The sequence below is a fragment of the Pseudomonas gozinkensis genome, from assembly GCF_014863585.1.
In the GTDB taxonomy this organism is placed as follows: domain Bacteria; phylum Pseudomonadota; class Gammaproteobacteria; order Pseudomonadales; family Pseudomonadaceae; genus Aquipseudomonas; species Aquipseudomonas gozinkensis.
In genome coordinates, this window is sequence record NZ_CP062253.1 from 2,575,052 (window position 1) to 2,597,484 (window position 22,433).

The window sequence follows — 22,433 nt, forward strand, 5'->3', positions numbered from 1 at the left end:
CATGTGCGCACTCGCAATTTCAAGTGACCCTTTCCTGCTCTTGCGCATAGTCCGCAAACGTCGACATCGTCCAATCGATGAATGCTCTGACCTTGGGCGGCAGGTGATTTCGCGCCGGGTACAAAATAGTCACTGGCATAGTGCCTGAGTCGAGATGCGATAGCACGGGTATCAAATGCCCGGCAGCCAGCTCAGTCTGTATGCCCATCCTGCCAATTTGAGCGAGTCCCAACCCCTTTAACGCACAGTCCACATAGGCGTCGTGGTCATTCGTCATCAGCGCAGGCTTAATACGAACGGACTGCGATTTGCCCTCTGAGGTGAATTGCCATTCTTTGACCTTACGGTTTCTACCGTGGAAATAGAGAATGCCTACGTGATTTTCCAGGTCGTTCAACGTTTGGGGCGTTCCGTGCTTCTGCAGGTAAGCCGGGGAAGCGCACGTCACTGTAGGAGTACGGTGCACCAGACGGCTGACCAAACTGGTGGATGCCAAGTCTCCGACCCTCAGGACGCAATCCACCGCCTCGGCAACTAGGTCAACTTGATGGTCGCTCACTCCTAGCGCTAATTCGACCTTCGGATAGAGGGCCAGGAAGTCGCTGATTCGGGGAATAATGACCGACCTGGCAATCGAATTACTCATGTCGACTCGTAGCTTGCCTGAGGGCTCCGCAATGTTTGCACTGAAAAAGCTGCGGGCCTCGTTCACGGCATTCAACGTGAGCCTCGCTTGATCCAGATAAACGCGGCCATCACCCGTGAGGGTGGTGCGTCGAGTTGTGCGATGCAGCAGACGAACGCCAACCTCTTTTTCTAATTCGTTAACGGCAATTGTCACGCTTGGGCGTGTGAGTCTCAAAGACTCGGCTGCTCTAGCGAAACTTTCGTACTCCACCACGGCGGTGAACACCTCCAGCTTTTGAATGAAGTCCATACAAATCCTTCCTGCGGCCCGTGAGATCGGGCGAAATTGTTTCGAAAATTCATAACAAAGTAGTTCACTGTGCATGGATTCTGCAATTGATTCGAGCGGCGTACCCTCGTGTTCAAACGAAATCGGCAGCTTCGATCCGTCGGTTCAGAACACCTATCTAATAGTTACACGAGGATTTTTTATGAATTACGAAGGTTCACGCGTCGCCAAAGTGCTGGGTATCAAGTACCCGTTGATTCAGGCGCCGATGTCTTGGGTGACAGACGCTCATCTGGTGGCTGCCGTATCGGAAGCAGGAGGCTTGGGCGTTTTGGGGCCAAATGCCGGCTACAACACCCTTACCACCGATATGAATGAAACGATCGAGAGGATGCGTAGCGAGATTCGCAAGGTGCGGACTTTGACCGACAAGCCATTCGGTCTGAATGTCTTGTTGATGAGCGGTGAGGCCTTGGACGAGTTCACAAAAAGCTGGGTAACGATGGCGGCCGAAGAGGGCGTAACCCATTTTGTCTCCGTAGGTAATGCTTCAGAGCAGGCATTCGGGTTCATGAAGGAGTTTGGTGGCACCATCATCCACCGGCCGCTGACGCCAACAGTAGACAATATGCGGGAAGCAGAAGCCCTTGGAGCCGACGTACTTGTCGCCACAGGTTACGACGAAGGCGGTCTGATTCCGGCCAGTGCCCTTGGTACCTTCACCGTTGTTCCGACCATGGTCGATGCCGTCGACATTCCGGTTATGGCGACCGGAGGTATTAATGACCGCCGAGGTGTTAAAGCTGCGTTTGCCTTGGGCGCGGAAGGTGTTTACATCGGCACGCGATTCATCGTCACTCAAGAGTCGCCTGCAGCCGATAACGTCAAGAATGCAATTATCACGTCCGGCTACGCCAATATGGCATTCGTATCTCCTCTGCAGCGCTCGATTCGTACGCGCACTGCTGATCGCTTGGCAGCACTGAATCTGGACAAGCAGAACACTCTCGACCTGGATCGGGAAATCAGCAAGTTGGGTGGACTGCGCCCGGGCATGCTCGAAGGCAATATGGATGAAGGGATCGTGTCGGTTAACACCGGGATCGACATCATCAAATCCAATCCTACTGTCAAAGAGCTAATCGACCAGCTTCTCGAACTGAACTGATGCTCAGAAGGCTGTAAGGAATCACTACACGTACGGGCTCGATTGGTGATGACTGATTGAGCCACGCGTAGCGGAACAGGAGGAACAGAATGACGTCACAGCTGTTTTCACCCTTTCAACAACGCTCGATCACACTTCCAAATCGCATAGTCATGAGTCCTATGGCCCAGTATATGGCCAAGGATGGAGTCGCTAACGATTGGCACTATGTGCATTACGGGAAGATCGCCCAAGGGGGCGTCGGCACGGTCATGATTGAGTCGACAGCCACCTCCTTCCAGGGGATGGGTACCTACGGCGACCTGGGGATCTGGAATGATGAACAAACCCAAGCGCTGGCCCGCATAGCTGAATCCATAGAGGGCTTCGGAGTTGTCCCGGCCATTCAACTTGGCCATGCAGGACGCAAAGGCGCTCTCCAGCGCGCCTTTGACGGTTACGGGTTTCTTTCAGATGCTGACGCAAGCCGAGGGGAGGTTCCTTGGGAGATTGTCGGCCCTAGCGCCATCCCCTTCGCGGATGGCGCATTAGTCCCCTCGGAGCTTTCTGAGCCGCAACTTTCAAGTCTCATTGAGGAATGGGTAGATGCGGCTCGGCGAGCGCATCGAGCAGGTTTCAAAATTCTGGAAGTGCATACCGCACACGGTTACCTGCTCAACCAATTTCTGTCTCCAATTGCCAATAAGCGGGAGGATCGTTGGGGTGGTGACGCTGAACGCCGAATGGCTTTCCCTTTGGAGGTTATTCGTCGGGTGCGCGAGGTTTGGCCTGAAGAGCTTCCGCTTTGGGTGCGGGTATCAGTGATTGACGATGCGGATGGCGGTAGGACGCTCGAAGATACCGTAGTGTTTTCCCGTAAGCTCAAGGCGATCGGAGTCGATCTTGTGGACTGCTCTTCTGGCGGCTGGAGAGAGTCGCATGCCAAGAGCCGTCTGGTGCCATCCCTTGGGTTTCAGGTTCCGTTTGCGGAGGCTGTGAAGGTCACGGCGGATATCCCCACGATGGCAGTTGGACTGATCACTGACGGTCGATACGCCGATGAGATTCTGCGTGCTGGCATGGCGGATCTTGTGGCGATTGGACGTGAGCTTTTGGTCGATCCCAATTGGGCATTGAATGCACGCAAAACAGTCGAGGCCAGCGGTTTTGAGTACTGGCCACCTCAGTACGGCTGGTGGCTGACCCGTCGGCAGAAGTATCAACCCGTCTAGTAGCGTTGGTTGGTCTTGAGCATGGAAAAGCTCTTTGCGTCACTGCCTTTGGCTAGCCTCTTGGTGTGAGGCTGGCCAGGGCGATATTGATAGCTGTAAGCGAGGTAGACGGTAGGGCTAGCGAATGACTTTTGCGAAAATCCTTGTCGGGAAGCTCGCCATTTCCACGCGAGGAGGAACAGCCGTCAGCACGGCCTTTTTTCCAGATACGGCCATGATATTGGTCATGTCCTCAGCGACGGTGACACCGTTACCCAAGAGAATGTCGTGAGCGGGTACCGCGCTGGAGTCGTGAAAGTTGTCGATCAAAGGAGCGTCTATCCCAACAAGCTTGGCTTTATGTTCCACCAGCCAGGTCGCTGCCGCAGCAGACAGGAAAGGATAGTCCTGACCGTAGTTGGGTTTGCCAAAATTGCTGTCTTCGCCAGTGTGGAGAAGCACCGCTTTTCCTTTGACATCTGAACCCTGGAAATCCTGGATCTCAAAGGTTTTTCCATTCTTCGCTTTCGTGATGACGACGACCGGTAGGTCTACCAAATTTTCGAGTAAGAGCTCGGATATCTTCTTGCCGTGCTCGCTCACGTGATAAGGCGCATCGATATATGTTGAGGTGATTCCATACATTTTGATGCTGTCGACGTAAGCACCATTAGCAAAACGTGGTTCTTTAGCATATATGTCGACTTCGCTAGTGCCCGGAAACGTGATCATGCCTTTGCGAATGATGTGGTTTAAATCGATATATTTAACGTCGCCAGAGTAAGACGGTGGTGCAAATCCTAGTAGAGCTGTTAGTGCCGAATGGATAGCAATTTTTATTTTGAATGTGTGTTTCATTATCAGGGTTCCTAGTTGGCATGGGCGTCTCTCCCGGGAAATTGAGGGATACGCGCTTAGAGTTTTTTTGTTTCGGCAGTCTGACGGGATTTAGTAAGATTTTTTGAGTTGGCTGAGATCTGTTCGCAATATTGTCACGGCCCAGCGGATCATTTTTTGCTGTGGGCGCCAACAGTTTTGCTGGTTGCGCCACTGACTTGCTTCACCCTATTGGTACCCATACTGTGGTGCCAAAGCCATGTAAAGGAGATAGAGAATGGAAACCAAAGTAGTTTTGGTGACAGGCGCGTTGGCGGGTATTGGCCAAGCCACATCGCTGCAGTTTGCCGGTAGTGAGACTCACGTCGTGGTGTCCGGGCGCGATGATTCACGCGGCAAATCGCTGGTTGCAAAAATCAAGGCAGCAGGCGGCAACGCCACCTTCATCAAGGCGGATGTGACCAGTGAGCAAGATGTAGCTCATCTCCATGAAGTCATCATTTCGGAGTTTGGTCGTCTGGATATCGCGGTCAACAATGCAGGTACGGAAGGCGTGCCTGGCTCCGTAACGGAGCAGACTGCAAAGTCTTATAACGCAACGTTCGACACCAACGTCCTGGGCGTTATCCTCAGCCTCCGTCATCAAATTCAGATTATGCAAAAGCAGGGCTACGGCTCGATCGTCAACGTATCTTCCTCCCTTGGGCACAAAGGGGCAGCGGGTGCCTCAGTTTATGCTGCCAGCAAACATGCGGTCGAAGGCCTGACCAAATCAGCGGCCTTAGAGGTAGCTGCTTATGGCATCAGGGTCAACGCCGTTGCTCCTGGGCCAGTCGACACCGGGATGCTGTCTCGATGGACTGGGACTGAAGAGGTCAAACAGGGCATGGTAAAGGCTACGGTTCCGTTGCAGCGCGCAGGGAAACCGGAAGAGGTCGCACAAGCCATCTATTTCCTGGCATCCGAAGGTGCAAGCTTCATCACCGGTCAGATTCTCGGTGTTGATGGCGGGCAGTCTGCCTCCTGATCAACCTATTCTGGTTTGAGCGTCACTCGACACAGAAAGTGCGCTCAAGCTGGAGGGGGATTCATTGCTGGCAGCCGCGCAAAAAAGCAAAGGATTTCTGCGTTGGCGCTATGAGCGGATTGGTTGGCAGTGAGAGTCATGCGACCTTCCTAACAACTGATTATGCTGTAATTGAAGATTCAAACTAGAAGCCATTTTGTGCTGGAATCTGACAAAAATAATAGTGCGTTGAACCAAACTGATCTTTGATTTCAAGTGTGGTTTAAGGCAGCCGAAGATTACTGAAGAGTGCAGTTTCTGGCATGCAATATGCCCAGATTGCGCTGGAGATCAAAATGGAAGCGTTTTTTGGTTCCGTTCCTGTCCTGTATCGACGCCCAGAAGTCCATGAAGATGTTTTTTATAAATATTGGCACGATATCCATGGCAGTTTTGTTGCGGAATTTATTGGCCCTTACCGTTATCGGCAGTTGCATTTTTTGCCGTACGACAAAAGCGTGTGGCAAAGCGAAGTTGTAGACAAAGAGTTATCTGAATCCCGCCAGCTTGGGGGGACTGCTGAGTTCATCTTTGATAGCGAGCAAAAGCGGAGTTGGTGGTTACAGAATGTGGGCATCTTTGCCGACTCTGATGATGCCACCGTTTTTCGTCGGTCAGCGTCTTACAACGTTTCGCTGGAGGGATTCAGCTCTACAAGATCCATAGTCGCCAATCCCGCTGTCGACGAAAGCAGCTACCGCATATTTGCGATGCTCGTCGCCAACGAACCCGGTTCCGCTTTCAGGCACTACGTGCATACCCAATTGGGCCCGTTGATCGGCGCGGCGCATGGCGTCAAACATGTGCAAATCACCTCCTATGAGCCCTATGAGACACCCACCCGGGAGTACTTTGGTGGCGTAGATGTAGGGCGCCATTTGCTGCCGGACGAGCAGCACCAGGCTTCAATCGAGATCGTTTTTGAGAATCGTGTGGAGGTAGACAGTTTTTTCTTGAATGACTTTAGACCCTTGGAATCCGACTTTGCTCGACACGTTAAGCGAGTACATGCCTACCAGATTCGAGGGGCTTATACCTTGATCGAAAATGAACTCCTGACGTTGGCGGGATTTCTCGGCGTTTCTGCGTCGAAAATAGTTGCTCAGTTGCAGCCCCAAAGTGTGCTGAGTGAACTCGAAAAGGCCAACGAGCTAAGGGCGCAAAAAATTTCCAAGATATTCGGAGGCCAAGATGCACGCTAATTACCGCATTCAGCGAACTGACCATACGTGCGCTATCAGCATTGGTGAGATTCGTGTCACAGCCATCCGAGAAAGCTTTGTTGATGCGCCGTCCGGCATGCTCGTGAAGGGCGGTGGGCTCCCTGTTCCTGAGGTACCTGCGAGCAAGATCTCAATCAACTGTTTTCTGGTTGAAACTGCCAGCGCGCTGGTGTTGATCGACACCGGCTTGGGCGGTCGGGAAACAGAGGTCAGCGGTCGCTTGGTCGCAGAGTTGGGTAGGCTTGGTAAACGTGCCGAAGACATCTCCCATGTGTTTTTTACGCATCTTCATGCGGATCATTTTGGTGGTGCGATTGATGAAGACGGTTTGAGCTTGTTCCCACGTGCCACGTTCGTCGCGCATTCGTCTGAGCGCGATTTTCTATTTGCCGGAGCGGTGCCGTCCGGCAATGAAGCGGTCATGCAGCAGTTCAATGCCGCTCAACGACTCCAAGGCGTTCTGCCGCAGTTCGAGTGGGTGGCGCCTGGGCAGATGATGCCGGGAATTGAACTGGTGCATTTACCTGGTCACACGCCAGGTCACTCCGGATTCCGAATCGAATCCCAAGGCGAAACTGTCTTGCTTTGGGGCGATATCGTTCATGCGCCTGATTGGCAGTTCTCCGATACCGGTATCGGGGTTTCCTTTGATGTAAACGCCGGTTTAGCCGAAGAAACCCGGCGAAGCACTATGAGGAAAATCGCTGAAGACGGACAGATCATCGCAGGTACTCACACGGATTTACCGGGGTTTGGAAAGTTGGAGGTTAGCGGGGCTGGTTATCGTTTTGTGCCGCTTGCTGATTGATTCGTCAGTCGTCTGGTTAAGCAAAAATTTGCGAGGAACTCATGAAAGATCTAAGTGGCAAAGTGACCATCATCACCGGCGCTTCTGGTGGTATCGGACAAGTCATTGCTGAGAAATTTGCCCAAGCCGGCAGCGCTGTTGCTATCTGCGATGTGGCGTTCGAAAAGGCCAGCGCGTTAGCTGATGTACTCAACAGTGCGGGTCACAATGCATTTGCCATAGAGCTGGATGTAGCGTCGGAAGAGAGCTGGCAGCTTGCGTGCGAGGAAGTCTTGCGCCGCGTAGGCCGCGTGGACGTTCTGGTGAACAACGCTGGTATCAATGATCGAGGGACAATGATGTCAACGGATCTCGAAAAATGGGATCGCACTTTCTCCGTCAACCTCAAGGGGGCATTCATTGGGATGCGTACCGTGGCTCCTATCATGCGTCAGGGGGGCGGCGGATCCATCATCAACACCTGCTCACTCGCTTCGCATCACGGTGAGGCATTTGCGGCTTACGGTGCGAGTAAATGGGCTCTACGTGGGCTCACCAAAATCGCGGCCATGGATTTTGTGGATTGGAATATTCGCGTCAACTCGGTCAGTCCTGGAGTGGTTGAAACCGAATTGAACTCAGGCCAGCCTTACATCCAACCAATGGCATCGCTCACGCCCATGGGGCGCAATGGCAGAGGTGAAGAGGTTGCTGCATGCATGCTGTTCCTGGCGAGTGACGATGCAAGTTTTGTCACCGGGCATGACATGCCCGTTGATGGTGGTTTTACTGCTGGTGCTGCAGCCAAATACGTCGGAAAACTCATCGCTCAAAATGCCTAGGGTTAGCCTTTTACCCTGGAGGTAAAGTCTGTATCTGTCACGCGGAGTTCTAAGGAATGCCTCTTTTGAAGAGCTGGGTCGAAAGCGCAAACAGCCCGGCGACCGATTTTCCACTCAATAATTTACCCTATGGCGTGTTTTCGTTGCCGGGGATCGCGCCCCACTGCGGTGTCGCCATTGGTGACTATGTGCTTGATGTGATCAACATTGATCACGGGATTGACCCGAAGTATTTCAACCGACCGAGCTGGAATGACTTTATGGCCGCCGGCCCAGACGTGTGGTCAGCCTTCCGAGCTCGGCTCACCGAGATGTTGACGAATCCGCAGTACGAAGAGTCAGTGCGTGCCCATCTCGTGCCGCGCAGAGATGTACAGCTCTTGCTGCCCTTGGATGTTACCGAATACACGGACTTCTACTCCAGCAAGCAGCACGCAACTAACGTCGGAACAATGTTTCGAGGGAAGGAAAACGCGCTTCCTCCTAACTGGCTGTGGATGCCGATCGGATATAACGGTCGCGCATCATCAGTTTGTGTTTCCGGCACGCCAGTCCAGCGTCCATGGGGCCAGTTGAAACGAGAGGGTGCGGATCCCGAATTTCTGCCCTGTGAACGTTTCGACATAGAGCTTGAGGTGGGAGCTATTGTCGGTCAGCCATCTTCAGGAATGGTGTCTGTTGAGCAAGCTGACGAAATGATTTTCGGTTATGTACTCTTGAATGATTGGTCTGCACGAGATATCCAATCGTGGGAGTACCAACCGTTGGGGCCATTCCAAGCGAAGGCTACTGCAACGACGATTTCCCCATGGATAGTCTCAAAAACGGCGCTTGAGCCATTTCGAACTGCTTCAAAAGAACGTGAGATTCCATTGCTTAAGCACTTGGAAGAGCACAGAAAAATGCTCTATGACATTGATCTGGAAGTAGTGCTTGCTCCCGAATCTGGTGAATCGACCACGCTTGCCCGGACTAATTATAAAGAACTGTACTTCTCTGCTCCTCAACAGTTATGCCATCACACTACTAGTGGATGCAGTATGCGAGTTGGAGATCTGCTTGGTTCGGGAACTATCTCGGGGCCAGAGCCTGAGAATTTCGGATCGTTGCTTGAGATGTCCTGGGGTGGAAAAAATCCTATTGGACTTAATGGCGGAGGCACCCGCAGCTTTCTGCAAGATGGCGATACTGTGACTTTGAAAGGCAGTGCAAAAGGTGACGGCTACCGAATCGGATTTGGAGAATGCGTAGGTAAAGTTGTGCCCGCTAGAGATGCTCTGGCCTAAATACGATAAGGCTTTGAGGCTATTTCCTCTTGGGAGCTTCGGCTCCCTTTTTTTTGGCACCGTCAGCGCAGCACTTGGCATTCAGAGCCAAGCCGGCTTCAGGTCGTTCCCGTACGATTGAACAATGCAGTAAGGAACTTCGTTCATCCAATCTACGTTGGTGTTGATTCGGTTTCGCACGGAATTTTCTGGGCGAATCTCAGACTATCTTAGTTAAAAAGTTTAATGAGGAGAATAATATGTTTGAGGTAACAGATCCTTGGTCGGGCCTTAAGTTGGTTGAACTAAGTCATGAGTGGGGCTTTGGTGTTCCTTCGCTGCCTGGTCATAGCGATGTTCTTATGTATCGTTCGGTAAAACATGCTGAGCATGGCGTCATGGCGACTCGCGTTCGCATGGTCATGCACACCGGCACGCACATGAACGCGCCTATTCATCTCGTACAGCGCGGTATCGGCATTGGGGAGCTTCCCCTGAACTGTTTCTTTGGTAATGGTGTTGTCCTGGACATTCCCAAAGGTCGCTGGGAAACCATCGACGCCGAGGATTTTGAAAAGGCAACGCCAAAAATCGAAGCGGGCGACTTCGTCGTAGTCGTTACCGGATGGCACAAGAAATACAGCGATAGCCTGGAGTATTTCGGCGAAGCCCCCGGGCTGTCTGCCAGTGGTGCTCGATGGTTGGTGGAGCGTCGTATCCGAACGTTCGCCATCGACACCCCACACGTTGACCACCCTCTGGCAACTTCCATGGGCGCTCATCGTGGTGGCCCACTGATGAAACGTCTACCAGGTCATTACAAAAATGAAACCGGTCGAAATCCCAATGATGACCACCCAGTGTGGAACGTCGCGCATAAAACGTTGCTGGAAGCTGGCATCCCCACTATCGAGCAAGTAGGTGGAGATGTCTCTGAGCTTGTCGGCTCACGCTGCACATTCCATGCAGCCCCATGGCGCGGAAACATGCTGGACGCCTGTCCGATCCGCTTTGTAGCTCTCATCGATCCAACTGGTTCCGCCCGCGTCGAGCCCGGTAACAATCACTGAGTGACGTCTGCCTACAATCTTTGAAATGAGGTACCGAACATGTCCGCCAACCTGCAATATTTCGACCTGACTCACCCTTGGGGTCACGGTATGCCTGAATGGCCGTCCAACCCAGGCATCAACGTAGTGACCAAGAAGTTTCATGCTCGTGATGGTGTCTATGAAACCGAGTTCGAAGGGATCATGCACCGTGGTACCCACGTCGACGCACCGCTGCACGTGACCGAAGATACCCCTGATCTGATGGGCTATCCGATGTGGCGCTTCTTCGGTACCGGCGTTGTCGTTTCGATCCCAAAAGGGAAGTGGGAAGTGATCACTGCAGCAGATCTGGAAGCAGCTAGTCCGGCGATTCGCGAAGGTGACATCGTGATGATCAACACCGGCATGCACAAGAAAATGGCCGACACCGACGAGTACTACTCCTATTCGCCAGGTATCTACCGCGATGGCGCTCAGTGGCTGGTCGACAAGAAGGTTAAATTGGTGGGCTATGACGTCCAGTCCAACGACCACCCCATGGCCACCAAGCTCGTTGACCATGGATTAGGCCCGACTCACCCGCACCTCATTGAGGAGTACAAGGAGTACACCGGTCGAGATCCCAAAAAGGATTTCCCTGAATGGGAAGCAGGCCACAAAACGTTGATGGTGAAGGGCGGCATTCCTGGTATTGAAAACGTAGGCGGCAACCTCGATGCGGTGACCGGTCAACGCTGCACGTTCATGTGTTTCCCATGGCGTTGGCCGGGCGGTGAAGGTTGCGGAGTGCGCATCATTGCTGTAATCGATCCTGACCAAACCTTCCGATTCGGTGAAGGCCCTAAGCGCTGATGTAAGGAGGTATGTGTATGAAGCACATCACCGTAATTGGGGCCGGGCTTATGGGGCAGGGAATCGCTCAGCTTTTCGCTGCCAGTGGCCATCAGGTGGTATTGCACGATGTGTCGCAAGAAAGTCTTCAACGAGCGCAGCTGAATATCGACAAGATTTGCGAGCAGATGGAGAGCCCTGCGGGGACGTCAGCACGGATCACGATTTCAACTGACCTCATCGCCGCCGTGGGACGGGCTGATCTAGTGGTGGAGGCGGTCTCGGAAAAGTTGGAAATCAAGCAGGCGATTTTCGCAGTTTTGGATACCCATTCTCCATCGACTGCAGTGCTAGCCTCGAACACATCCGTGATTCCGATCTCTAGTATCGCGGAGCCGGTGATCGATAAGTCCCGCGTGATGGGGATGCATTTCTGGAATCCTCCCTACCTTGTGCCGCTGGTTGAGGTGGTGGAGATTCCAGAAACAAACCCTGAGCGCCGGGATGAGATGGTGAGTCTGCTCGCCTCGGTAGGCCAGGAACCTGTGGTTGTGCATCGCGACATCCCGGGGTTCATCGGGAACAGGCTGCAGCACGCACTGAAGCGTGAAGCCATTGCGCTGGTCGCCAATGGTGTCTGCGATGCCGAAACGGTCGACAAGGTCATCAAACTGGGCTTCGGATCAAGACTGGGTGTGCTGGGCACGTTGGAGCAATCCGATATGGTGGGCCTCAATCTGACCCTCGATATTCACAACGTGATCATCTCCGATTTGGATGTTTCCCCAGGGCCGCATCCATACCTTGAGAAGCTGGTGTCCGAGGGTAATCTCGGCATGAAGACTGGCAAGGGCTTCTATGAATGGACTGATGAAAAGGCAGCCGCAGTCAGAGACCGCTTGAGCACCTATCTCAACGACCAGCGCTTCAAGCGACCACGCTCAATCGACGTTTGATTTATCCCTCCAGCTCGGCATTCGCGTTGCGACGCGACTCCGGGCTGTCTCCCTTCGCCTAAATCCTCACCCTCCCTTTTGGTCTGTCCGCTCGTCATAAAAAATGGCGATTGAGCGTCAGCGTTAAGAGGGGGGTGAAATAAATCCCATATTTTTCAGCTAGATGCATTTTGATCTGCTTCCGGCTAGCTGGGCCGTGATCTTGACGTTCAGATTTATGAGGGGTACTGTTCGTATATCGACCATATATGTCCGCATATCGGACAAAAATCAAGTCGGGGAGCCTTGGATGCAGCTAGGCAGCCAAGGGCAGCTCTTCCGCTTGGACGATAGAAGTCAGACCTTTGAACGGTGATCATTATGTCCGCCAGTACGTTTCTAGATAAAAATAAATCCCTAGAATCCTCCACTGACGCCGCCAGTATCCTGCGGGATCACTACGGCAATACGCTTCGCTTGTCAGAAGCAGCCAGTGGAATTAGCGCTGAACAGATCCAGGATTTTGCGCATGGTCGGATGATCAGCTTGCGTTCAGGACGAGTGGGGCTAGGCCTGGGCCATTTAGCTGCCACTGATGATGAGGCGGGTGATAGTTATTACCTTCACATTTGCTTGTCCGGTGCGCTGGAAGTCGAAAATGCTCAGACCGTTACCAGGCTGTCGGCGGGTTGCCTTTTGATGGTCGATGGAGCCGAGAGATTTTCCATCAAAGTCTCACCGATGACTCACATAGTCAGCATGCGGCTAGAGAGGTTCCTGGTTGATGAATCCTACCGCCACCCTAAGGATCTGCTGTGGGAGGTGTCCGAAGGAGCTGATGCCTTGGCCGCTATCACGGCTGCGTCACTTCAGGGATTCTCATCCTCGCGGATCAGTGAGTCAGCCAGAGATCAGGAAATGCTCAGCCAGATCCTCGCTGACGCTGCTTTGAAATACTTGTCGACAAGTTGTTCTGCGAAAGATCGGAGCCTGGAACACGATAAGCTCGCGAAGGCGAAGCGGTACATTCTCAAATATATCTCCGACCCCGATCTGAGTGCAGAGGCGGTTGCCAAAGGGGTAGGGCTCTCCACGAGGTCGCTGTACAGATTATTTTCCGACGACAGCACCACTTTCATGCGGTGGCTGATAGCCAAACGTATTGAGGCCAGTTACGAAGCATTGGCCGCTGGCAACTGCAGGGATGTAACGGATGCCGCCTTTAGCAATGGTTTTAAAAACCTTTCCCATTTCAGCCGATCTTTTAGGAAGCAGTACAGGAAGTCACCTGTCAGCGTTCTTAGAAGCCACGCGGTATAAGCGTTTGGATTGATAGCGGATTAAGAGCAATCCGTAATCGTCACAAAATGGAGCTGGAACGAATAATGAAGATCTACTATGCACTGCCGTCGCCATTCGTAAGAAAGGTAATCGTTACTGCCCACCTACTGGGTTTGAATGACAGCATTGAGAGGTTGTCCGGTAAGGCTCATCCTATAAACCGCGATCAAGATATCGTGCACGCCAATCCGCTTGGGAAGATTCCGACGTTCTTCAAGGAGGATGGCGAGCCGTTGTTCGATAGCCGTGTCATTTGCGAATACCTCGATAGTCTTGGGCAGAAGAAAGTGTTCCCTTCTGGGGATCTTCGCTGGCAAGCATTACGTGAACAAGCGCTAGCGGACGGATTACTGGATGCCGCTATGATCATTCGTTACGAGAAAGCGTTCCGACCTGAGGCCTTGCACTGGGCACCATGGCTAGACGGTCAAAAAGAGAAAATCATATCCGCGCTTGATCACTTTTCGTCCCATGCCGATCAACTGCATGAGCGTATTGATATAGGCACGATTAGCATCGGTTGTGCGCTCGGGTACCTGGATTTGAGGTTCCCTGACTACCAATGGCGAGAGGGGCGAGAACCGCTAGCAGCTTGGTTCAGCAAGTTTGATGAGCTTCCTTGTATGAAACAGACCCGCCCTGAATAACGGACTCACGGTTTCATATTCATTCCCAGCAAACTGAAGGATCCTCAGTAGTGTGGTCAAGCTGGCTCTTGTGTGGGCTGACCGCCTATCATGGCGCAGTTCAAATTTACGGCGCTAACTAGGGGGCCATGTGGCAGAGATCTCGTCAACCGGCGACTTGATGCTTGAGGTGTTAGAGAAAGTGGCGCAAGAAGGGCCAATCTCTGTAGCTGATTTGGCCAAATCTTGCGACATCAATCGCACTGTAGCGCACCGATTGCTCTCGACGCTTGCCGGTCGATCTTTCGTCCGTAAGACTGAGCGCGGCTATGCATTAGGCTTCGCAATCCCGAGATTGAACGAGCTGGCAGGGCCTAGCCTTCAGTCAATCGCAAGGCCCTACATGGCGGAGCTGGTAGGGCGTTGCGGGGAGTCAGTCTCACTGCATGGCCTGGATGGCAAGCAGGCGGTAGTGCTTGACCAGGTCGTAGCTAGCGGTCACCTCGTCCAAGTCCAACACACCCCTGGATCTCGTTACCCAGCGTACCTCGGCGCCAGTGGTCTGGCCCTGCTGGCTTGTCAGCCCCCATCGACGATTGAGCGAGTCCTTGAAGGCGTGCTTGGGGCCGACGAGGTTTTCAAACGTTTGGAGGGCATCCGTTCGGCGGGCTTCGCTCACTCTCATGACGAGCTGCAGAACGGTGTGCATGCCATTGCTGCGCCTCTACTTGACAGCAGCGGCACATGCCGTGGGAGCTTGGCGCTTTTCGTTCCCACAATCCGATCCGAAAATATCCTGCGGTTTCGCGGTGACATCATCCTCGCGGCGGAGCAGATCGTGGGAAGCCTGGATGCTGAGTAGCGTTAGCTTGATTGACGGATCGAGGGAGTGAGAGTGATCGGTTCCTCGATTTTTTTATCCTGATAGACTTGCGCGCGCTCAACTTGATGTTGATGCGCGCGCTCACCGCGCCGGCGCTTTCGCGAATCGAGATACCAAGCTACAGCGAAGAAAATGGTAACTGCGAGCGGGAACAGGGCTGCTAGTTCGAACATATGCGTTGTCGATTGGGTCATGACCCAGTCAAGCTCAGGTGTTTTCTCTTTAAGTGCCTCAAAGGCTTGGGCGCCACCTGCAACTTTCACCTTGGTCTGGTCGAACAGGACTCCGAATCCTGCAATCAGGCTATAGGACGACAGCATCCCAAAGGACGCCATGACCCCAATTGCCAGTGAGCCGCCTTTTGGAAATCTCTCCGACGTGCTGCCGAGCATGGTGGGCCACATGACGCTAGTTCCCATTCCGAACAACAGGGCTGCAAGCAGTCCAGCCCACGCAGTGGCAGCCTGGCTCATTACCAACAGCCCCACACAGGCAAATGCGGCGCCGAAGAACATGATTCCGCTGGAGCCAATGTATCGATTGAAAAAGCCTGTGCACAACCGCACGGCGATTTGAACCGTATACACAAATGCAACCAGCCAGAAGCCCTCAATTCCCACTATGCGAGTCAGGGTTAAATCCATCCAGTTGCTGGGTACCATCTCGGTTGCGGCTGTTAGAAGCATCGCGAATAGAAACACGTAAAACGCCACACGCCCGAAGGTGTATTTGAACATTTCTGGCAGTGAAACACCTTCCGTGACGCGCTCACTAGGGGGATAGCGCAGTCGCAGTGAGAGGCATAGTGCGATGGCCGCCGGGATCAATACCAGGCAGATCTGAATACGCCAACTTACGTGGTATGTGTCGACCAACACCGAGGTTGGCGCCGCGATCAGCATCCCCAGAGCGAATGCACTGAAGAACAGATTGAGCTTGGGTACTTTCTGCTTGGGATAGATGGATACGATGAGGGGATTCAGGGCCGCTTCAATCCAGCCCCAAGCGATGCCTTGGATCAGTGAACCACCCCATAGAAGCATGAACGCGTTGTCGTGATCCGGTTGGGCATTGGCGATCAGCAATGTGCCACCCGCGAAGAGGGCGATGCTGGCCATTTGTACTTTGCGGATGCCGAGCACATCGATGAATGGAGCCATGAGCAAGTTGGAAATGGCGAATCCTAAGTAAATCACACCTAGAATTTCCCCGATCATTGCTCCTGAGTTTAATGGGTGGGAAATGTCAAAGAATTCCCCTTTGATTTTGGTTGCCGCACTGATGCGTAGCAGTACTTCGTAGCCCATGCAGAACTGGGTGATAAAAGCCGCTATAAAAATGCTTTTGGCGGATGATACGTTTGCTATCAGACTATGACCTGGCCGTGTGCTCTGCATTGCGACGTCCCTTGATTGTTAGTTGTTTTGAAGGGCGAAACCCATTGGGTTGCAAGGCCTCCGATGTTGCTGGACGGTGACCTGCGAAACCAATCCTATGCAGGTCGAACGGGTGGGGCTTTGTCCTCAACGCCAATCTCTTGGTCTGGGGTGCCAACCGATGGGTGTCGGGTCGCATACGTATTGCAAACTGGTATGATCGAACCTGGTGCCGGGGAGGCGAAGTCAACAGGGCTTTTCTTTGATGGTGCTGGGCACGGAGGCCTTCCAAAATCCAGTGGCTAGTGCGGCCGGGCTCGTGACGTGAGGCATTCTGAAAGCCTGCGTCCAGCGATCAGTAGGAGGGAGTGATGACTCAAGTCCATGCTCAGAGTTTCGAGTGCAACGATTTTGCCAAATGGCATTCAGTCGTCTGCTCCACCTACGACAAGACCAATGGCCAGTTGTTGGCGAGTGAGGATTTCCACGGTTCGCTGGAGGTGAAGTCGTTCGGGCCATGCCAGATCAGCCACATATCGTCCAAGCCGGTTGCATACCACCGACGGCCTGAGAGCGAGGCTGATTTGTACTACATCGTGCTCTCAATGTGCCCTGTCGCCCAAGTCGTACAGAACTCCAGGGAGTCATTGCAAAGAGCAGGCGACATAGTCATCTATGACAGCTCCCGACCTTATTCATGTAGTTTTCCCAGTGGTGATGATCAAATCATCGTGAGTGTCCCGCATGGCGTCATGAACAAGCATGTGTTCAAGGCTTCCTCTCTGGTCAGTCTGACGTTGCACGGCAATGAGGGAGTGGGAAAGATTACTCGGTCAATGATGCTGGAGATGTGGCGATCACAAGCCGCCGACAGCAATATTGAAGGTCGGTTGCTTGGTTCACTGCTGGATGTATTGTCCGCCAGCTTCGACGCTGAGTACGGAGAAACCGACGTCAATGAGAAAGCGCGGCAGTTGCAGCAACTCAACCGCATCAAGTCTTACATTCTCGCCAACTTGGGAAATTCCGACTTGACGATTGAGTCAGTGGCGTTTGATACCCATGTTTCCGAGCGTACGTTGAACCGTCTTTTCGCTGGCGAGAACACGACTGCTTACAAATGGTTATGGCAGCAGCGGCTGACTGCCAGTCACCGCCTTTTGGTCAGCAACAAAAGCAAATCGGTCAGCGATATCGCGACTGATTTTGGTTTCAAAAACCTCTCGCACTTCAGTAGATCCTTCAAAGATTACTATGGAGTTACCCCGCGTGATACGCGCCGCCTGTAGGCGGGCGGAGCGCAATTTTTGGCGGACGCAGCAAAAAGCCTCGGAGCCGGATCCGTATAGTGCAAAGGGCACCCTCTGCATAATAAAAATAGTCAGTCTCCCTCAGGTGTAGTCGGGTGACTGGCACGGCTTCTCTACCTGCCGGTACTCATGAGGCATCTAAAAATGAACCGAGGCTATATCTACGTTTTACTCTGCTACGCCCTGTTAGGAATCGGGTATCCAGTAGCTAAAAACGCAATCGAATCCTTCCCTCCTTGGATTTTCACCTGTGTCACCATGCTGATTGGCGGAATCGTGCTGATTCCGATCTCCTTAAGGTTCGACAAGGGAGCGTTGTTTAGCCTTTCTAAGAAAGATTGGGGCATCATCGCTGTACAATCGGTCATCGGTTCGGTGCTATACACCGTCTTCTTGCTCTACGGAATGGAATCCTCGACGGCCGTGATGGCGTCGATCTTCACCAGCCTCACGCCCGCTTTTGTGCTGTTACTTTCCGCAGCAGTACTGAAAGAGTCCCTCAATGTCAGAAAGCTCATCGCGATTGCTTTGGCGATTGGTGGAGTCTTCCTGCTGACGGTTCCAAGTTCCGATGCGACTGGACACAACACGCTATTCGGTTTGGCTATGTTGTTGCTATCGACATTGTCATCGGCTGTCTACGTGATCGTTGCCAAGAAGTACAGCGTGGATATTCCGGCGGCCACTATTGCGCTCGGGATATGCATGACAGGGGCGGTTTTTACCCTGCCAATGGCACTTAATGAGCTTTCATCGTTCGACTATGGGCTGATAACCAAGACGAACGTGAGTCTCTTGGTTTTCTACGGGATTACGTGCTGGGCGGCGCCTACTCTGTTGTTCTTCGCAGGTGTCACCAAAATTCCTGCGAGTGCTGCGGGGATGGCATTCGCCGCGACTCCATTGACTGCCTCGCTGTTCTCGATCTTGTTTCTTGGCGAGCACCTGACAATTTTCAGCGCCGCCGCACTGGCGCTAGTGATCATCTCTATCCTGATCGCAGAGGCCCAGGGAAAGACTGATCGATTAGAACAGCCGACAGCTTGACAAGTTTTAGCTCAAAAAAATCGGCTCATCCTTGAGCCGATTTTTTTATCCGCGAAACAGTGGCAGATCCGCCATCATCTTCTTCAGAGCGATAGCGTCCCAAGGGAAATGCTCGGTGATGCCGATGGCTACAATTTCCACCTCATTGCTAACGTCCTTCACCAGGCGCACGACCTGAGGAATGGTCATCTTGCCGCGTGCAATACCATCGTAAGTACTTTCGGGCACGTGCGGGTTATTGAAGAGGATCGAGCCAAAGCTCGAAGGGTTCAGCACGTCTAGGTCGAAATGAACTGCAACGTACTTGGCCTTGATCGACCGCAGCCAGTCGACGATCGGGGCGCTGCTATCTCTCAGGTCGTCTCCGCTTGCACTGCGCAAGCCAAGCCTATCGATGAAGCCTCGTTCAAATTCAGTTGGGTCTTCTAAGCCAGCGTACATGACGTTTTCAGCTTTCACCGGCACTTTCACTCGACTGCGGAATTCTTCGTCGCCTTCACCCAGCAGGTTACCCAGTACCATTGCATGCGCATTGTTGAACTCATTCGGGGTCATGATATCCGGATGCGCATCAACCCATAGGATGGCGAAGTCATCGCCGTACTTTTCGCTGAGATAGGCGAAGGGCGCCAGGTCTACCAGGCAGTCGCCACCAAGCACAATTAAACTGTCGGGTGCGTGCTGTTCAATTACGGCCCGGGCATCATCAGTTTGCTTGAGCAGTTGAGCACGTCCCATGATGCCGCGCTCTTCTTTCAAGGACGCAACATCGGGTGCTGGAACATCAAGTCTGACAACAGGGCCAGTGGCTTCTGGAGCCAGCCAATTCAGCAGTTCGGCGCCGATACCATATTGCTCGCGGGCACCGCCTTGCCATTGTGGAAAAACAAGCCTAAGTGGAGGTTTTCTGCTCGTCACGGGGTCTCTCCATTTCTCTGGTTTTACCCATCAGGGGGTAGCCCAATTGTCTCAATTACGTCAATCGCAAATTGTTGCCTGACCGCCAGAGCGTTTGACTCTGTCCGCCAAATCGACATTTAGGGACTGGTAGCAGATGGTTTGGAGGTCTGAATAAGCTACGCACATTGCATGCATTGTCGGGAGGCAGCCGATGATTGATAAGAGTGTGTGTCTCAGCGACATAGGCGAGTAGTGCTTGTTAGCCCTACTGCACGGAAGCTTTTAGCTATTCCAAGATAAGCAGGTGATCAGTGGGTCTAGCTTGGCTGATCAATCAGCGGTGCAAATGCTTTACTGAAAAGATTGCTCCCGGCGTGCTTCGGCTACATGTGTTCGTTGGGGTCGAGACGCTCGTAGTGAGCGCGATCATGCGATGTCACCCGTGCCATCACTTTGTTGTATTGCCGCTTGGCGCTTCGATCAAGTTCGCAGCGGATGTTGTCGGGGAATTGATCATCGTTTTTTAGGCACAGGAATAAAGCTTCATACGCCTCTAAACCAATCCCGTAGTCGGCAATGAAATAAAGCGGATCGTTATCTCGGACGCGATCAGCAATATTATTGTTTCCGCGTCGCCTTTGATGGCTTCTCAGCCTCCCTCTTACCCCCGTCTTGGTCGACTCCGAAATGCCGATGTAGTAGGGAGTGAAGTTATCAGGCCAGTTTCGTCCTAGTTCGTCACTCTCGCTGATGCTGCTTGTGACCGGGAGCGTTTTGTCACGAGGCCCTCCGATGATATAGATCCCTGGCTCTTGTAGGGCAGAGCGGTACTGGGTTAGAAGCTTTGGAGATGTCCAAGTAATCATGGTAGTCCTTTGCCATTAGAATTCGGGTAATTCTATATGGGAAATCATGCGCATTGCATTGAGCTGTAGCCATCCATGCTAGCGTCTTTGCGGTCAATGATCTCGAATTGTGGGTAGGTCAGGAATAGCAAGAGAGGTGATACGATCACACCAATCGGGATTTCTTGGGGGTGGGGATGTGACAGCTAGGCAGATACTGGAAGAGATCGGACATCAAATGCGTCTTGAGGCAGAAGCTGATGAATCCACGTTTGTATGCCTAGAGTGCATTGGTGACAGCTGGCTAAAAAAACAGCCCTCCCGGCGTGTGATGCCAAGAAGGTGCGCTGGTTGTGGAACGGAGGTCTCTGCAGCGCTGATGTCTAAAGACATCGTAAGATGTATCAAGCCTTTCCTTTCAGACCACTTCATCATCGACGATGGGCTTTTTTCAGGCTACGGATTAACACTCAGTCAAGTCGTTGGCCTAGCCATCCGCTGTGAATCGGAAGTGGTCTGCGATGCACTGGCTGAAAAAATGGCAGACCCAGATGTAGATGAAAAACACTTCTACTTTTATGGTCAAGAATATTGCCAAACGTTCAGCCGATTCGAGTCCGAGGAGCAGGAGCGATCTTGGGTTGAAGGTGAGTGGTCTCGAATAGCCACTGAGCTGATGCATGGTCGAAGGTTTTTCAATCCAAACGCTAGTCGTTTTTTTGAAACGGTGATGGCAGAAACCATGCACGCGGGTAGCGACGTCAATGCTGACAAGAGCGCAGTCGTCAATGTAATTCCCGAGAACAGCTGTTTTTACCGAGCGAGAATTGCCTCAACGCATGCGCAAATCCAGGAGTTTCAAAAGAATCCTGTGAAGGAGATGGGGGCTCCCCCCAAGGATCGTGCGGCCAACAACCGGATGAGTCCGGCTGGCGTGCCGTTACTATACGTGGCCGCTGACGCTTTGACGGGGATTGCTGAGATAAGGCCATCAATTGGCGACAAGGTGGTGGTCGGGACATTTATCTCTCGTCGACCATTGGAGTTTTTTGATTTCACAGCACTTACGGCTCTTCAGCATAAGGAACTCAGCTGGTTTGAGCCGGGGTACCGCGAACGGACTGACCGTCGGTTGCTGCTTGAGTATCTTCATGACCTGATCGCTCGGCCAGTGCGCGCGAATGATACCGATTATGTGATGACTCAAGCCTTGGCAGAGTACATTCGGTACTACCGAAAGCAAAAGTTCGATGGCATTTCGTTTCGTTCAGTGCAGCGACAGGGGGGTGTCAATTACGTGATTTTTGACAAAAGTACACCTGAGGCATTGCAGGCCTCTGATTGGGTGCCCCAGTTCGATCTTGATGTTTCGACGGAACCGTTATCGGTCTTCGAAATAGAGGGTGTTCAATACGTCACGAACGGCCCGTCTAAATGACTGGATTGCCTGATTTGCTTCTATACCACCTAGAGGATAGGCAGTGCTGTGCTGCCAATTCCGAGCTGTGGAGCCGCGACTTGTCTTGAGTGCTTTCAATATCGAAGTTTGAAAGTAAGTGCGACAGTCTGCCTTGCAGACGCAATTAACTCGACGGTAAAAACGGGCATTTAACCTTCGTCCTGGGGAATGAGGGGAGGCACGCTATAGCGTGCTGAGGGCAAAGACCGCGTTCGATCTCAATATGCAGTTGGCGCCAATCAAGGCACCGAAACCAGTGGCTCTGGTTCGATCACATCTTCCTAATACGGATTTTGGTATCTGCACTTTCAATTATGGCGACAATCGCGCCTGGTTAAATTCAGGTGCGCCCTATCTTAGGGCTTTGGACTGTCACATGGCTTCGTTGGGCTGATGCCTATGTTGCTTGAGGCTGCTATAGGAAACCGATTCGATTAGCCCGTCGTTTTGCGCTCTTGGTGAGATAGCATCAGGGTAGGTGCCTTTCGCCAAAATCGGGTGATACCGAACCGTAGACAGGAAATTGCAACGGGG

Annotated in this window: 21 protein-coding genes; 16 read left to right on the forward strand and 5 right to left on the reverse strand. The window is 52.6% G+C overall.

Features of this window, described 5'->3' with window-relative positions; genetic code table 11:
* Positions 1-19: 19 nt before the first annotated feature.
* Positions 20-937: a LysR family transcriptional regulator gene (locus IHQ43_RS11565; protein WP_192564446.1), complete on the reverse strand. Its 918-nt coding sequence runs from the start codon at positions 935-937 to the stop codon at positions 20-22.
* Between the two features lie 181 nt (positions 938-1,118).
* Here IHQ43_RS11565 and IHQ43_RS11570 point away from each other — a divergent pair, with 181 nt between their 5' ends.
* Together IHQ43_RS11570 and IHQ43_RS11575 are read left to right on the forward strand one after the other, a co-directional pair.
* Complete coding sequence (locus tag IHQ43_RS11570) at positions 1,119-2,084, forward strand: nitronate monooxygenase (protein ID WP_192564447.1); 966 nt, start codon at positions 1,119-1,121, stop codon at positions 2,082-2,084.
* A gap of 89 nt (positions 2,085-2,173) precedes the next feature.
* Complete coding sequence (locus tag IHQ43_RS11575) at positions 2,174-3,295, forward strand: NADH:flavin oxidoreductase/NADH oxidase (protein ID WP_192564448.1); 1,122 nt, start codon at positions 2,174-2,176, stop codon at positions 3,293-3,295.
* A 117-nt stretch (positions 3,296-3,412) separates the two neighbouring features.
* Here IHQ43_RS11575 and IHQ43_RS11580 read toward each other — a convergent pair whose 3' ends face one another.
* A complete protein-coding gene (locus IHQ43_RS11580; RefSeq protein WP_192564449.1) occupies positions 3,413-4,132 on the reverse strand; it encodes a cyclase family protein in 720 nt (239 codons plus the stop codon).
* 256 nt (positions 4,133-4,388) lie between these two features.
* Here IHQ43_RS11580 and IHQ43_RS11585 point away from each other — a divergent pair, with 256 nt between their 5' ends.
* From IHQ43_RS11585 to IHQ43_RS29800, 11 genes are all read left to right on the forward strand, one after another.
* Positions 4,389-5,138 carry an SDR family NAD(P)-dependent oxidoreductase gene (locus IHQ43_RS11585; RefSeq protein WP_192564450.1) on the forward strand — a complete coding sequence of 250 codons (750 nt, stop codon included), beginning with the start codon at positions 4,389-4,391 and terminating at the stop codon, positions 5,136-5,138.
* A gap of 302 nt (positions 5,139-5,440) precedes the next feature.
* Entirely contained in the window at positions 5,441-6,379 is a 939-nt protein-coding gene (locus tag IHQ43_RS11590) for a hypothetical protein (protein ID WP_192564451.1), read from the forward strand.
* The gene (locus IHQ43_RS11595) at positions 6,369-7,208 is read left to right on the forward strand and encodes an MBL fold metallo-hydrolase (protein WP_192564452.1); all 840 of its coding nucleotides are present in this window, start codon (positions 6,369-6,371) and stop codon (positions 7,206-7,208) included. Before IHQ43_RS11590 ends, IHQ43_RS11595 begins: the two co-directional genes overlap by 11 nt.
* A gap of 41 nt (positions 7,209-7,249) precedes the next feature.
* Complete coding sequence (locus tag IHQ43_RS11600; protein ID WP_192564453.1) at positions 7,250-8,029, forward strand: SDR family NAD(P)-dependent oxidoreductase; 780 nt, start codon at positions 7,250-7,252, stop codon at positions 8,027-8,029.
* 65 nt (positions 8,030-8,094) lie between these two features.
* The gene (gene fahA / locus IHQ43_RS11605) at positions 8,095-9,315 is read left to right on the forward strand and encodes a fumarylacetoacetase (protein ID WP_244142253.1); all 1,221 of its coding nucleotides are present in this window, start codon (positions 8,095-8,097) and stop codon (positions 9,313-9,315) included.
* Positions 9,316-9,554: 239 nt separating this feature from the next.
* Positions 9,555-10,364 (forward strand): cyclase family protein, encoded by an 810-nt coding sequence (locus IHQ43_RS11610; RefSeq protein WP_192564455.1) that lies wholly within the window; start codon positions 9,555-9,557, stop codon positions 10,362-10,364.
* Between the two features lie 39 nt (positions 10,365-10,403).
* Positions 10,404-11,198, forward strand: coding sequence for a cyclase family protein (locus IHQ43_RS11615; protein ID WP_192564456.1), 795 nt, complete (start codon positions 10,404-10,406; stop codon positions 11,196-11,198).
* Positions 11,199-11,215: 17 nt separating this feature from the next.
* On the forward strand, positions 11,216-12,133 hold the full coding sequence (locus IHQ43_RS11620) for a 3-hydroxyacyl-CoA dehydrogenase family protein (RefSeq protein ID WP_244142254.1): 918 nt from the start codon (positions 11,216-11,218) through the stop codon (positions 12,131-12,133).
* A gap of 360 nt (positions 12,134-12,493) precedes the next feature.
* Positions 12,494-13,432, forward strand: a complete 939-nt coding sequence (locus IHQ43_RS11625; RefSeq protein WP_192564458.1) for an AraC family transcriptional regulator — start codon at positions 12,494-12,496, stop codon at positions 13,430-13,432.
* A gap of 65 nt (positions 13,433-13,497) precedes the next feature.
* Positions 13,498-14,100, forward strand: a complete 603-nt coding sequence (locus tag IHQ43_RS11630) for a glutathione S-transferase (RefSeq protein WP_192564459.1) — start codon at positions 13,498-13,500, stop codon at positions 14,098-14,100.
* Between the two features lie 160 nt (positions 14,101-14,260).
* A complete protein-coding gene (locus IHQ43_RS29800) occupies positions 14,261-14,941 on the forward strand; it encodes an IclR family transcriptional regulator (RefSeq protein ID WP_192564460.1) in 681 nt (226 codons plus the stop codon).
* A 2-nt stretch (positions 14,942-14,943) separates the two neighbouring features.
* Here the strand turns inward: IHQ43_RS29800 and IHQ43_RS11640 are convergent, their stop codons facing one another.
* Entirely contained in the window at positions 14,944-16,269 is a 1,326-nt protein-coding gene (locus IHQ43_RS11640) for an MFS transporter (RefSeq protein ID WP_192564461.1), read from the reverse strand.
* 440 nt (positions 16,270-16,709) lie between these two features.
* Between IHQ43_RS11640 and IHQ43_RS11645 the strand changes: the two genes are divergently transcribed.
* Together IHQ43_RS11645 and IHQ43_RS11650 are read left to right on the forward strand one after the other, a co-directional pair.
* A complete protein-coding gene (locus IHQ43_RS11645; protein WP_192564462.1) occupies positions 16,710-17,627 on the forward strand; it encodes a helix-turn-helix domain-containing protein in 918 nt (305 codons plus the stop codon).
* Between the two features lie 165 nt (positions 17,628-17,792).
* A complete protein-coding gene (locus tag IHQ43_RS11650) occupies positions 17,793-18,695 on the forward strand; it encodes a DMT family transporter (protein ID WP_192564463.1) in 903 nt (300 codons plus the stop codon).
* 45 nt (positions 18,696-18,740) lie between these two features.
* Here the strand turns inward: IHQ43_RS11650 and IHQ43_RS11655 are convergent, their stop codons facing one another.
* Positions 18,741-19,613: an arginase family protein gene (locus IHQ43_RS11655; protein ID WP_192564464.1), complete on the reverse strand. Its 873-nt coding sequence runs from the start codon at positions 19,611-19,613 to the stop codon at positions 18,741-18,743.
* Between the two features lie 365 nt (positions 19,614-19,978).
* Entirely contained in the window at positions 19,979-20,461 is a 483-nt protein-coding gene (locus IHQ43_RS11660) for a hypothetical protein (RefSeq protein WP_192564465.1), read from the reverse strand.
* 358 nt (positions 20,462-20,819) lie between these two features.
* Between IHQ43_RS11660 and IHQ43_RS11665 the strand changes: the two genes are divergently transcribed.
* Positions 20,820-21,878: an RES family NAD+ phosphorylase gene (locus IHQ43_RS11665; protein WP_192564466.1), complete on the forward strand. Its 1,059-nt coding sequence runs from the start codon at positions 20,820-20,822 to the stop codon at positions 21,876-21,878.
* Positions 21,879-22,433: the final 555 nt, after the last annotated feature.